This is a genomic window from Acinetobacter silvestris (assembly GCF_002135235.1).
GTDB lineage: Bacteria > Pseudomonadota > Gammaproteobacteria > Pseudomonadales > Moraxellaceae > Acinetobacter > Acinetobacter silvestris.
Genome location: NZ_NEGB01000005.1, coordinates 94938 through 108203, shown reverse-complemented (window position 1 = coordinate 108203; position 13266 = coordinate 94938). Strand labels below are relative to the sequence as shown.

Below are 13266 nucleotides of genomic sequence, written 5' to 3'. Positions count from 1 at the left end.
GTATGTAATTATCCTGACATGAGCATGATTAAAAAACCATGTCGAAGCTGACAAACTCATTGACCAAAGATAAACGGTTTTACTAATGGGTGTTTATGTGTAAGTTTATGATTTATTATTGTTTAATAAATAAAAAATATCCTACAAAAGTAGGATATTGACTTAAATGACAATTTGATCTTTTTTGCTTAGTAATAATTTGGGATATAAATTATAAAAAAGGCGTGATCATTTTACGGACATTGGTTTTCGCTTCAATTACAGTCATAAACGTATATGCACCAATAAATTTACGGCTAATAAACATAAATTCTTTTGGGGGAATACTAAAATAACGTGAGGTCATTGATTTAGATGCACGTTGCATTACACGGCTATGTAGCTGACTCTTTTTCCAATCATAACGATTATGCTCATCCATGACACCCTCAGGTAGATCTGGATTATTGCTTGGCGTACTAAAGGCTTCAGTTGCCAGTAAGAAGACTTTTGCCATATCTGGTTTAATACTCAATGGCATAGCATCAAAGAACTCATAACCCGTCATGGCATTGACCATAGCTTCCGCGTCATGCTCATAGCCAGATTTAATCAAATTACGTGCTACGCTTAAGAGTTGTGTATCAAACTGGCGAATAGCACCAAAATCTAACAAAATGATCTTGTCTTTGATGTCTATACCATTACCTAAGCGAACGAGGTAGTTCCCAAAATTAGGGTCGGTTTGCATTTCGCCCCATTCGAAAATTTCACGCACCGCAATTTCAAGGGATGCTTCACCCAATTGGTTACGGCGTTCTTGAGGAAGTGACAACATCACTGGACTATTAATGGGTACACCACGTTCAAAAGTCATGCAAAGTACTTGATCGGTGCAATATTCATTAATAATTTGTGGCACAGCATAACGAGGATCATCGTGTAAACGTTCTGCAAAACGACGCGTCGTGGCAGCTTCAACGTGATAATTCACCTCACGATGCATCATTTCTTTGACCTCATCAAACCATTGGTCAAACTCACGGGTCTGTGGAACCATTCGAGTTAATTTGAGCATATTTTTAAATAAGCTCATATCGGAATCAATGGCATCTGCTACGCCTGGATATTGTATTTTAAGGACAATTTCTAGACCATCTGATTTACGCGTTGCACGATGGACTTGAGCCAGTGAAGCAGTGCCAATAGGTTCATGGTCAATGGTTAAATCATCTAGTTTTGAACCGAGTTGACTGACCAATTGTGTTTTAATGGCTGGCCAAGCCAATGCAACAGTTTGATTGTTGAGTGTGTTGAGTGCTTGTGTGATTTCTTCTGGCAAAAAATGTTCGCCGTATAGCGCCATCATTTGGCCAATTTTAACGATTGAACCTTTAAGTTTCCCAATCTCAGAAACAAGATAATTTGCTTGTTCTCTTAGTGCTTTTTTGCGGTTTTTTTCTTTTTCTTCTTCGCTTGAGAACATAGAGCTTGCACTAGAAGCAGCCCAGCGCGTACCCGCAAGTAAAGAGGCTTTAGCAATCGATAAGCGTCGATCCATAGAGGAGGTTTTTAACTGTTTAAGCTTCTGGTTCCGATCTGACATGAAGATTAAATCCTTTAAGCAATACGAGCACATAAATCATAGTAATGAATATTACATGGTCTGACCGTATTAAAATAGTTCAACTTGACGGATAATTGATTAAATTAAAGTCAATGAATCGTATTTAAAGTTTTATATGTGAAGCATTTACATACGGAATTGAATTTTAATGTCTTGGCGAAGCATCAACATTTGCTTATTGTCATGAATATATTTTGAAATCAAAATTTTCACTGTGTGATCCATAAACCCTAAAGCATAACCCTTAACGATAATGATACTGGGTAAGCTAAAAAAGAAGTATTTAGCATCCTCAATTGATGCAGATTCAAACACACCGTGTTCTATGAGAGTCTGTTGGAAATAATGTTTTTCTGAAATCACGTTAGCAGATGATTCATCATTCCAGTAATTTTGGCGCATGGCCATTAAATTATTGTGCTTATAGCTCATCGAGATTGTAAATCTTGAAAATTGTGTCAAGTATATAATGATCGTTGTGATCGAAATCAAGTGGCTTAATGTTTCTAAAATAAGGAAGGCTTCTTTTCATATAAAAATTACACATTAATATCTCTTGTATCATGTATTAGATGAATCATTTAAGTTCTATGCGAAGTGTGAAGTTTTTAAAACATTTCTTTGTTATTTGACATTATTCTTTTAAAATTCATTTGAATGAGAAATTTCAATATAAAAATCAGTTTTAAATTTGGGGAATAGTAATGAATTATAAATTGTGGGGTGCGATCTTCGCCATTTTTTTGCCTACACAAATATTTGCGATGGGGTATAGCTCGGAATATGTCTCGTGTATGAATTCAGCGGGATCGAACAATACTACTGCCTGTATGCAGGATGAATTAAAGCAGCAAGATAAGCGGGTAAAATCTTATTTTAATGTGTTGTTAATGCAATACGATAATTCTGATGAAAGAAAAGCACAGAAAGATTTGCAAAAACAGTGGTTTGATACACGTGATCAGCGTTGTGCTGAAAAAAATAAATCAGAATCACTCGGGCATAAATCTAGATATTATAATTGCGCTTTAAAAATGACAGTGCAACAAGCCAATAGTTTAGAACAAAAAACATATCGATATCGATAACAGTTATGGAATTGATGATAACGAAAGCATTATAAATGTAAGCAAAACAAGGTATCATAAAGCGTTTAAAAAATTGACCTTGGAGAAGCCTTAAGTGGATCAACTGACTATTAGCCCTGAACATTTACAGGAAGCCGCTGAAAATTTAACAACCATACGCGATTTTATTCGCTTTGGTGTTTCGGCTTTACGTCAATATGATGCACATTTAGGTCAAGGTACTGAAGATTTCTTTGCTGAAAGTTCTGCCTTGGTTTTACAAACATTGGCATTAGATTGGAAGGTTAATCCAGATATTCTCGATGCAAAATTATTACCAAGTGAAAAAGCTGAATTTATTAGCCTACTTGAACGTCGAATTAATGAAAAAGTTCCAACTTCATATTTATTGAATCTGGCTTATTTCTGTGACAAACCATATTACGTTGATGAGCGTGTATTGATTCCACGTTCACCCATTGCTGAACTCATTCAAAACAAATTTGCGCCGTATTGTATCGATGAAAATGGCGAAATGGGACAGGCTGTAAATAACTTACCTGAGAACCCAAATCCGACAATGCCACGCCGTATCTTAGATATGTGCACGGGTTCAGGTTGTATCGCCATTGCTTTGGCATATGCATTCCCAGATGCAGAAGTTGATGCTACTGATATTTCTAAAGAGGCTTTAGAGGTTGCAAGCATTAATGCTGAACATCACAATATGCAGTATCAAATTGCATGGATGGAATCAGACCTATTTACTAAAATACCAGCTGAAAATCAATATGATTTAATTATATCGAACCCACCTTATGTAGATGCGGAAGATATGGCTGATCTTCCTGCTGAGTTTTTACATGAACCTGAATTGGCATTAGCCGCAGGTCAAGATGGTTTAGATCTGGTACGTAAAATGTTAGCGCAAGCAGCCGATTACTTAACTGAAGATGGTTTAATTGTCATCGAAGTGGGTAATTCAGAATGGGCAATGAAGCAAAACTTTAATACTGTTGATTTCCATTGGTTAACTTTCCAAAAAGGTGGTTCTGGTATTTTTGCTTTAACTGCTGAGCAATGCCGAAAATATCGTGATTTATTTGTAGAATCTGTTCAAGCATAAGGAGTTGTGAACATGGCTGGTAATAGTATTGGGCAACTCTTCCGTGTAACGACTTGTGGTGAATCTCATGGCGTTGGCCTCATGGCGATTGTCGATGGTGTGCCGCCTGGGATCGAACTTTGTGAAGCAGATTTGCAAAAAGATTTAGACCGCCGTAAACCGGGGACATCTAAATTTGCAACTCAGCGTAAAGAACCTGATGAAGTACAAATTATTTCTGGTGTATTTGAAGGTAAAACGACAGGTACATCGATTGGTTTACTGATTCGTAATACGGATCAGAAATCGAAAGATTATGGCAATATTGCACAAACGTTCCGTCCGGGTCATGCAGATTATACTTATACCCAAAAGTATGGCTTTCGTGATTACCGTGGCGGTGGTCGTTCTAGTGCTCGTGAAACGGCAATGCGCGTGGCTGCAGGTGCGATTGCGAAAAAATATCTTTTTGAAAAATTTGGTATAGTGATTCGTGGTCATGTCACTCAAATTGGAACGGAAAAAGCCAAGGTCTTAGATTGGAATGAAGTGCCGAATAATCCATTTTTCTGTGGAGATGTGGATGCAGTTCCTCGTTTTGAAGCGCTTGTCACTTCACTACGTGAACAAGGTACCAGTTGTGGTGCAAAGCTTGAAATTGTTGCCGAAAAAGTTCCAGTGGGCTGGGGCGAGCCTGTATTTGATCGTTTAGATGCCGATATTGCCCATGCGATGATGAGTATCAATGCGGTAAAGGGCGTTGAAATTGGTGATGGTTTTGCAGTTGCAGAACAATTTGGTCATGAAACACGTGATGAACTCACTACCGATGGTTTCTTAGCCAATCATGCAGGCGGAATTCTGGGTGGTATTTCATCTGGGCAAACCATTCGTGTGGCAATTGCTTTAAAACCAACAGCAAGTATCACCACACCGGGTAAAACCATTAATATTGATCGTCAAGATACCGATGTATTAACTAAAGGTCGTCATGATCCTTGCGTCGGTGTCCGTGCGACACCCATTGCTGAGGCAATGTTTGCAATTGTATTGATGGATCACTTCATGCGTCATCGTGCACAGAATGCGGATGTAGTTGCACCGTTTAATCCGATTGAACCTAAATAATTTGATCAGGATCAATAAAAAACCAGATGATATGTCTGGTTTTTTATTGTCTAAAGTTAGCGTTGAATCGAGTTTTTTATATCTAAAACTAAACAGAGTAGAGTAATTAACTAGTTGTAAAATTGTATTTATTTGAAAGTGATAATAACAGTTTAAATTGATTGAATATTAAAAAGATAAACAATTGTCCTAATCATATAATTGATGAAAGTCTTTAACTTTGTTACAGGATGTTCCATTCAGACTGCAATAAACTTGATGTGTTTGAGTTTTAGTTAATTGGTTTTTCTATTAATTTTTTTAATTTGTGAAGTTTGTATAGCAAATAACTCATCTTGTTTTGAACTTATTATGAAGACTTTTTAAGATTTTGCTCTTTAAAAAAGTTCATAATGTTGAGTTAATATCACAAATAAGCTTCTCAATATCTACCATCTGAATGAGTGTCGCTTACTTGATTTTAAAAGTAGGTTAAGCCGATTTTAAGGTGTTAGCGTTGAACTATAAATATAACCTTAGTTCGAGTTTTATGATGAACGAAATTTTGAAAAACACCTTGGTGAAAGTTCCTCAAATCACGGGTTTATTTTGGATCACAAAAATTTTTGCCACGACATTTGGTGAAACAGCTGGTGATGCGCTATCAATGTCCTTAAATTTAGGATATTTATTAAGCACGACTATTTTTGCTTTTATTTTTATTGCATTTTTATATTTACAAATTTCAAGTAAAACCTATAAGCCAGCTTTATATTGGGCAACCATTATTGCCAGTACGACGGTTGGAACAACCTTAGCAGATTTTGTCGATCGTTCCTTAGGGATTGGCTATGTTGGTGGAAGTACTATTTTATTGGCATTAGTGCTTGGTTCATTACTAATTTGGTATAAATCAGAAGGTTCAATTTCTCCACATAGCGTAGATCGTCCACGTATAGAAATTTTCTACTGGTTGACGATTACGTTTTCACAGACTTTAGGTACAGCATTGGGGGATTGGTCTGCAGATACCGCAGGTCTTGGCTATACGGGTGGGATATATCTTTATGGTGGTTTAATTCTATTAATTTTAGCACTATATCTTTGGACAAACCTTTCTAGAACCTTGTTGTTTTGGGTCGCTTTTGTTTTAACACGACCTTTAGGTGCAGTGGTTGGGGACTTTTTAGATAAACCGATTGATCATGGTGGTTTAGCTTTAAGTCGATTTACGGCATCGTTCATTTTATTGGTGTTAATTACGATTTGTGTCGGTTTATCAAATCGGACACAGAAAAAAATTAGCTAATTGAAATGTTGATTGGTTTAAAAAATTGATGCCATTTTTGCAAAAGGGATAATAAGAAGACGTTTTATGCTGTACTTCAAGTCGTAAGGAGTGATTTCAACCACAGCAAAGATTTTATGTTTTGGTCTTATTTGTGGGAATATTATGCAAAGTCATTCATTTAATTCTTTTATATAACCCAAAAGATGATATAAATAAAAATAAAGTGTATGTGAAAAAGGAGTGTAAACCATGAAAACAACAGTTAAATATGTTGTCTTAAAAAGTAAAGAATATCAGCTTGGTACACCATTATTTGAAGAGACACTTGATGCGGGAAGTCAATACTTTGATGAAATTCCTTCAGTTATTCATTATCAAAGCCATAATTTTAAAGTAAAGTCCAAGGAGCTTACGCGTAAGCAAATCTTTGATGATTTTGAGGAATCACAAACGATTTTGATTAAAGTGATTGCGACTCATGATTAGATAATATTTATTATGATCAGACTTAATAAAACCCACATAGTGGGTTTTATGCTCACTATTTATGAGAAATCTATTGTTTGATGATCAGTACAGGAAGATGAGTATTTGCTAAAACATCTTGTGCAAAACTACCCAGCAGAAACTTTTTAAAGCCTTTACGACCATGTGAACCCATCACAATAAGATCTGTACCTAATTTCTCAGCAGTTTCGGAAATGGTTTCAGCAAAAACGGGACCTTTAATCACTTGGGTATTAATACTAACGCCTATTTCAGAAGCAATACTCTTTACTTTTTCAAGTGCTTCTTCAGCAGTTTTATATGCCTCAAGAATATAATCTTTCAACATATCTGGGCTGTAATAAAAATCTGCAGCTGAAAAAGGGTCTTCAGATACAATACTAATCGCAGTTAATTGGCTGCCAAGAGCTTTGGCAATTTCGGCTGCATGTTTGGCAGCTGATAAGGAAATTTCTGAACCATCAATTGGGACTAAAATATTTTGGTATGACATGATTAATATCCTACATGATTGAAAATAAAATTTAAGCTAACTTAATTTGATTGTTTGACGATGAGTACAGGGATAGGACTGATCGTAAGCACTTCTTGAGCGACACTGCCTAAAAATAGTTTTTTAAGACCTGTACGGCCATGAGATCCCATTACAATCAGATCCGCATTGATTTCATCTGCAATATTTAAAATTCCGGTTGCTGTCGGAACTTCTCGAATGATTTTTGTTTCAACAAGGATGCCGTGATGGCTTAGAGTCTCTTTAATATCTTTTAAGCGACCTTCAGCATTTGCTTCTGCTTCAAGAATATATTGAGTGACAGCAGGAGCGATTTTATAAAAATCTACACCTGTGAATGGATCTAAGGCAATAACGCTCATCACTGTCACTTTGCTACCAAAAGCTTTCGCAAGTTTTTCAGCATGTTCAATTGCTGCATAAGAGATAGGAGAATCATCAACTGGAATTAAAATATGTTTATATGACATGGTTTTTATCCTTTGGATATCGTATTTAATTCTTATTCTTATTGATAGCACATCGTGGTTCAGCTCGCAATTTGAATCCGTTAATATTCGTTGATGAGTTTGTAGTAATGATCAAGATGATAAGCAATATTTATAATACGCTTAGAGTTTTATCGGCGGTGATTTAGGGGGATAGAGAGGAGGCTTTACTGTTATAGTATGCTCAATGGAAGTGAGCTCGCACGATGAATCTTAATTATCAATATTTATATACTTGTTTTAATGTGTTTGGTTCTTTACCAACACATAAAGTTTTTAAGAGTGAAACGAGTAATAAATCGAAATTAGTTTTTGCTGATAATTCATTTATATATGGTTTAGTCTCTGATTGGACAGTTAATAATACCGATTTTTACAGTGGTCAGCCGACTTGGGAACAAGAGTCTGAATCTTTTCTAAAAATAGAATTAAAAAAATTAAGTGTATATCGTTGTAATCATCCTTATTTTAAAACTGAATCTACAATTTAACGGGATTAATTAGTTTCTAAATTGCTAGGGCTTTTTTGGGAAAGGTTGATTTTTAAAAAACCCACAATCGTGGGTTTTTTTAAGGGGGGGGATGTCATATTACTGTGTGTGTTTTATAATCAATACAGGGACATGGCTTAATGTGAGCACATCTTGAGTGATACTGCCTAGAGCTAATTTTTTAAACCCTGTGCGACCATGCGAACCCATCACAATCAAATCAACATTTAATTCATCAGCTAATTGGGTTATGGCATAACTTTCAGATAAATTTCCAAGAATTTTAGTCTCTGTATCAATCCCTTTATTGGTAAATTTGAGTTTTAACGCTGTTAATACATTTTTCGCATGATCTTCTGCTTCTGAGTAATAATCCACAGAGCGAGAAGCCTTTCCATAGAAGCTAATACTACTTAAAGGATCCATAGAGACAACGCTGACTAGGGTAACTTTACTCTCTAGGGCTTTTGCTAAAATCATTGCTTTTTCAGCCGCTTCAAGCGATACAGCAGAATCATCAACAGCAACAAGAAGGTGTTGGTAATTCATAAGATCTTCCTCTTATTACAAGATTCTTTATCTGATTAAAATATAACACTTCTTATATTCAATTTATGGCAGATTTTGTATGAATTTATTATTGTATTGGATAATAAATATAAACAATTAACTTGAAGACTTTTAAAGCTAAAGTTGTGGTGTGATTTTATGTGTTTGGAATATATAGGAATTAAAAAATAATTTACCGAATGTTAAAAAAAGTCATTGAGCCATCATGTATTTTTTGTTAAAAAGCTAGACTGAAAAGCATTATTTTAAAAGAATGTGCAAGCTTTATAACTAAAATGAATATGAGGTAAATATGATTTTATCAAATCAAAAACATGTCGTAGAACAGGTATATTACTATTTAATAGAGCGGCCAGAATATAGAGAATTAAGTCAGCATGAAAAATTGAAAGCTTTCTTAGATGTCATGAAGGATAAGGATTCAGAAAGAATTGTTATGGAAAATCATTCTACCTATATTGGCTCATTTGGCGGTATTGTGCGGAAAATTAATGGCATGAAAGCACCAGAATTTACCAATAAAGATGATTTTTTGGCTTGGGCATTAGGGCAGGTAAATTAGTTTTAGCTAAAAAAATGATTGCATTCCTGTGTGTAAATTAGACTAATACCAGTAATTTTAAGCTTCAAATATAAAGTATATATTTGTTGTATATCAATTTAAAAAGTCTGTATAAAATTGCGGACTTTTTATTGTCTATTAATGATCGAATTTTTTAAGTGCTTTATTTTTATATAAAAATATTAACTTATAGTTGGTTGATGTGTGCTGAATATACTAGAGATTCCAACTAGGCAAATTCCGAGTATATTTCTATAGTTGTGGCTACAATAGGGCATCCTTGTATGAGTGAGTAATAGGGGGCATTCTAGGTGCTTTTTATACAATGATTGGCATTACATACTGTTCGGTTGAGTCCGTATAGTTTCCATCTTAAAGGCTACATTTTCTCAACACATTTCACTTATACAGTTATTTATTCATTACATATAATACCGCTACTCAAGAATAAGCAATTGTTTGTATCTATATGAAAGATAAAGTATTTAGATCGGATGTTAATGGATTAAGAGCTTACGCCATAATTTTTGTTGTTTTATACCACTTTAAAATATTGGGATTTTCTGCAGGCTTTATGGGGGTTGATATATTTTTCGTCATTTCTGGTTATTTAATGTCGAAAATACTTATTGAAAAGCTATTAAATAATCAATTTTCATTTGCAAACTTTTATTTATCAAGAGCTATTCGGATTTTTCCTGCATTATTGTTTTTAGTTTTGATTATTACTCTTTTAGGATGGTTTATTCTTATTCCAGAAGAATTTAAAAACTACGCGAAAGATGCCAAGTATAGTATAACATTTTTATCGAATTGGCTGTATAGCAGGCAAGCTGGAGATTATTTCGCTGTCAGCGCGGGTGATAAAATTTTATTGCATACCTGGTCTTTGGCTGTAGAGTGGCAATTTTATATTTTATTCCCCATTATCCTTTCACTCTTTATCAAAGTTAGAAAAAATTTACATTCTATTGGTTTATTGCTCGTCTTTATTTCTATTTTATCATTGCTATTATCAGTGATAATAACGCCTAAGAACTCTATTTCATCTTTTTTTATGCTATCAACACGGGCTTGGGAAATGCTCGCTGGTGGAATAGTCTATGTTTACTTTAATAATCGTACGCTCACTCCATTTATTCAAAGATCGAGTGAAATTATAGGTTATGCCTGCCTTTTTATCAGCCTAATGGTCATTAATAAAAATACCCCATGGCCAGGTTATGCAGCCATTCTTCCAATTTTTGGAACAGTATTAATTCTAATTTCCAATAATCAGCAATCTTTTTTCACTCGATCTAAGTTTATTCAAATGATAGGAAGTTCATCCTATTCAATTTATTTATGGCATTGGCCTATTGTTTTTTTCTTTGCCTATTTTGCGTTTCAGCGAAATATCATCACTCTTTCTCTTGCCATTACATTATCTATAATATTGGGTTGGTTGAGTTATAAATATATAGAAAACACCAGTCGGGCCTTGCTATCAAAATTTAATTTTAAAACGGCCTACTTATTATTATTGAGTGTGGTGATTGTTTTCTATACTTTATTTGAATTGATTCAAAAAGATGGGATTCCATCACGCGCAAGTCCAGCTTATCTTAAATCAACCTCTTTAATTAAGATGCCTTCTCCTTCAAATGGATGGTGCTTTTACAATATCAAAGATAATCAATCACTGACTGTCGGTGAAGATGGACTTAAATGTCATGTTGCCTCACAACAACCAAATGCAAAAAAAGCACTTTTATTTGGAGATTCTTTTGCTGGTCATAATATTCCTTTTTGGGATGTATTAGGACGAAAATTAAATTTAGATATCAATGTTGTTGCAACAAACTGGTGTTATCCAAGTTTGAATAAAAACTTTACGGGGTCTAAAGATACGAGCGCTTATGCCCAATGTTTGGTCAATAGGAACTATTTAAAAAAGAATATAGATCAATATGAGGTTCTTATTTTTGCAGGTAGATGGTCTGATATTGTTGGGCAGAATCAACAAAATGGATTTAAAGACTTATTAGACGTTGCAACACAGCATCATAAAAAAGTCATTGTTATGTCTGAACCTTATGCTTTTGATAAAAATATCAGTTTACTCTATAAAAGATCAATGTGGCTAAATCAAGATTTTAATTTAAACAATTACTTAAGTAACAGTAAAGCTACTGAACAAAAGTTGGCTTTAAATACAATTTCGGCTATTGTTTCAAATTATCACAATGCACTTTTGCTTACACAAGCGGACTTATTTAAACCCGATCAATTAGCACTGAAGAATACACCTTATTCTCTTGATGGAAGGCATATGTCGATTATTGGTTCCTTTGAATCTGAAAAATATTTTGAAACTCAACCGAAATATCAGACTCTAAAATTATTTATAGCAGATCAAAATTATTAGGTTTTGCGACTAAAATATATCCAATTTAATTTGGGGTACGCCTAGACGATCTTCAGGTAAGTGCTTTTTATTGGTGGATTTCTTTATTCTAAGTCGTTTAATTTTAGTTCATTACCAGATTGATTTCGTATAATAATAAAAGCTCGGTAACGAGTCGGGCTTTTAAATTTTTATGGTAAATTAATTGCACAATTAAAAACCATGGTGGTCGCTGTGAAAGAAGCACTAGAAGAATATCGAATTGAAAGAGCTAAGCTTGAAGATGAAATCCATGAATTTCTTACTCAAAAGTTTGCTGATTTTAAAGAAAAGACTGGCGCCGAAGTTATTCATTTTGAGGTAAATATAGAATTGCCCGATGATTATGATGCATCTGCTTTTATTGAAAATGTGTTTGTTGGTACTGATTTATAGCAAAAGACTAAATAATAGAAGCCTATTGAAAAGGTGAGTTTTTTATTGAGCAGTTTTATTTAAATGAATAGCGGCCTAGTCATCTTTTTGATAATTTAAGATAATTGAATTTTAAATCAAATGCACAATGGAAAGTCTAACTAGAATGAATAGGTCGATGATTATATTTATATTTAGCTGTTCCAGAGTTTAGCGCACTGGAGCAAATTTTATTGAGTGTTGGCTTCAAAAAGCCATATATCAGCCTGATAAAAGCATCAATTAGTGGGTTATTGCAAAATGCGATATTTGGTATATACTCGATTTATAGCAAAATGCGATAAAATGTTATGCATGTGATCACCCACGCTCGAATTATTGAAGCAATCCAAAAGTGGCCACAGGCTGAAAATGCATTAGATGGTTGGTATCGCATTATTAAGGCAAATGATCCTAAAAATTTTGCCGAGATGAAACAATTTTTTCATGCAGTCGATAAGGTTGGAAAACTTCATGTATTTGATATTGGTGGAAATAAGATTCGGCTTATTGCCGTTGTAATGTATCAGGCAAAGCGTGTGTATATCCGTCATGTTCTGTCTCACAATGAGTATGACAAAGGTTATTGGAAGGAAGGCTAATATGAATGCGATGATTAAACAGGCCGTTGATCACTGGCGTTATGTTGCACCATTGCTCAGTAAGCCAGAGAATGACGAAGACTTTAATGCAATTACTGAAGCCTTAGATGAGCTTTTAGATATTGTAGGTGATGATGAGGCACATTCTTTAATGGGGCTAATTCATCAGCTTGGTGATTTAGTATCATCTTATGAAAATGAACACTTACCTATGCCCGAAGGTGATGGACGTACTGCTTTAGCCTTTTTGATGGAGCAACATAGATTGGGTCAATCAGACTTAGCCGAAGTTGCAACACAATCTGTTATTTCTGAAATATTGAGTGGTAAACGTCAGTTAAATATTCGCCATATTAAAGCATTGTCTGAGCGATTTAATGTTTCTGTGGATACATTTTTTTAATCAATAGGGTACTTAAGTATTCTTTTTTTTTCTTTGGGGATTAAGGTATTTAAATTTAGTACTGATTTTGAAGAAAGTCAGTACTCTAAGCATTATTGAACAATATAAAGCTGA

General features: G+C 34.5%; 16 protein-coding genes. 11 read left to right on the top strand and 5 right to left on the bottom strand.

Translation table 11 applies throughout. The features are described 5' to 3' along the window. Positions 1 to 211 precede the first annotated feature (211 nt). Both B9T28_RS09755 and B9T28_RS09750 read right to left on the bottom strand, forming a co-directional pair. Positions 212 to 1585: an ABC1 kinase family protein gene (locus tag B9T28_RS09755; RefSeq protein ID WP_086203791.1), complete on the bottom strand. Its 1374-nt coding sequence runs from the start codon at positions 1583 to 1585 to the stop codon at positions 212 to 214. Between the two features lie 147 nt (positions 1586 to 1732). Continuing rightward, entirely contained in the window at positions 1733 to 2038 is a 306-nt protein-coding gene (locus tag B9T28_RS09750; protein ID WP_086203790.1) for a hypothetical protein, read from the bottom strand. 272 nt (positions 2039 to 2310) lie between these two features. On the opposite strand from B9T28_RS09750, the gene B9T28_RS09745 reads away from it, so the two are divergent. The 5 genes from B9T28_RS09745 to B9T28_RS09725 all read left to right on the top strand — a co-directional run bounded on the left by B9T28_RS09745 (position 2311) and on the right by B9T28_RS09725 (position 6662). After that, on the top strand, positions 2311 to 2694 hold the full coding sequence (locus B9T28_RS09745; protein ID WP_086203789.1) for a lysozyme inhibitor LprI family protein: 384 nt from the start codon (positions 2311 to 2313) through the stop codon (positions 2692 to 2694). Positions 2695 to 2788: 94 nt separating this feature from the next. Next, positions 2789 to 3799, top strand: coding sequence for a 50S ribosomal protein L3 N(5)-glutamine methyltransferase (gene prmB, locus B9T28_RS09740; protein ID WP_086203788.1), 1011 nt, complete (start codon positions 2789 to 2791; stop codon positions 3797 to 3799). 12 nt (positions 3800 to 3811) lie between these two features. Beyond that, positions 3812 to 4906, top strand: coding sequence for a chorismate synthase (gene aroC / locus B9T28_RS09735; RefSeq protein ID WP_086203787.1), 1095 nt, complete (start codon positions 3812 to 3814; stop codon positions 4904 to 4906). Between the two features lie 529 nt (positions 4907 to 5435). Beyond that, positions 5436 to 6194, top strand: coding sequence for a COG4705 family protein (locus B9T28_RS09730; protein ID WP_086203786.1), 759 nt, complete (start codon positions 5436 to 5438; stop codon positions 6192 to 6194). A 231-nt stretch (positions 6195 to 6425) separates the two neighbouring features. Next, positions 6426 to 6662, top strand: a complete 237-nt coding sequence (locus tag B9T28_RS09725) for a hypothetical protein (RefSeq protein WP_086203785.1) — start codon at positions 6426 to 6428, stop codon at positions 6660 to 6662. A gap of 70 nt (positions 6663 to 6732) precedes the next feature. On the opposite strand, the gene B9T28_RS09720 is transcribed toward B9T28_RS09725, so the two are convergent. Then, entirely contained in the window at positions 6733 to 7176 is a 444-nt protein-coding gene (locus tag B9T28_RS09720; RefSeq protein WP_086203784.1) for a universal stress protein, read from the bottom strand. 41 nt (positions 7177 to 7217) lie between these two features. Further along, on the bottom strand, positions 7218 to 7667 hold the full coding sequence (locus B9T28_RS09715; RefSeq protein ID WP_086203783.1) for a universal stress protein: 450 nt from the start codon (positions 7665 to 7667) through the stop codon (positions 7218 to 7220). Positions 7668 to 7891: 224 nt separating this feature from the next. Here B9T28_RS09715 and B9T28_RS09710 point away from each other — a divergent pair, with 224 nt between their 5' ends. Then, positions 7892 to 8176 carry a hypothetical protein gene (locus tag B9T28_RS09710; RefSeq protein ID WP_086203782.1) on the top strand — a complete coding sequence of 95 codons (285 nt, stop codon included), beginning with the start codon at positions 7892 to 7894 and terminating at the stop codon, positions 8174 to 8176. A 99-nt stretch (positions 8177 to 8275) separates the two neighbouring features. Here the strand turns inward: B9T28_RS09710 and B9T28_RS09705 are convergent, their stop codons facing one another. Beyond that, entirely contained in the window at positions 8276 to 8725 is a 450-nt protein-coding gene (locus B9T28_RS09705) for a universal stress protein (RefSeq protein WP_086203781.1), read from the bottom strand. A 313-nt stretch (positions 8726 to 9038) separates the two neighbouring features. Here B9T28_RS09705 and B9T28_RS09700 point away from each other — a divergent pair, with 313 nt between their 5' ends. From B9T28_RS09700 to B9T28_RS09680, 5 genes are all read left to right on the top strand, one after another. Further along, a complete protein-coding gene (locus tag B9T28_RS09700; RefSeq protein WP_086203780.1) occupies positions 9039 to 9308 on the top strand; it encodes a hypothetical protein in 270 nt (89 codons plus the stop codon). A gap of 469 nt (positions 9309 to 9777) precedes the next feature. Continuing rightward, positions 9778 to 11715 (top strand): acyltransferase family protein, encoded by a 1938-nt coding sequence (locus tag B9T28_RS09695; RefSeq protein ID WP_086203779.1) that lies wholly within the window; start codon positions 9778 to 9780, stop codon positions 11713 to 11715. 213 nt (positions 11716 to 11928) lie between these two features. Further along, positions 11929 to 12129 carry a hypothetical protein gene (locus tag B9T28_RS09690; RefSeq protein WP_086203953.1) on the top strand — a complete coding sequence of 67 codons (201 nt, stop codon included), beginning with the start codon at positions 11929 to 11931 and terminating at the stop codon, positions 12127 to 12129. A 329-nt stretch (positions 12130 to 12458) separates the two neighbouring features. After that, on the top strand, positions 12459 to 12749 hold the full coding sequence (locus B9T28_RS09685) for a type II toxin-antitoxin system HigB family toxin (protein WP_086203778.1): 291 nt from the start codon (positions 12459 to 12461) through the stop codon (positions 12747 to 12749). 1 nt (position 12750) lies between these two features. Further along, on the top strand, positions 12751 to 13152 hold the full coding sequence (locus B9T28_RS09680) for a helix-turn-helix domain-containing protein (RefSeq protein WP_086203777.1): 402 nt from the start codon (positions 12751 to 12753) through the stop codon (positions 13150 to 13152). Positions 13153 to 13266 lie beyond the last annotated feature (114 nt).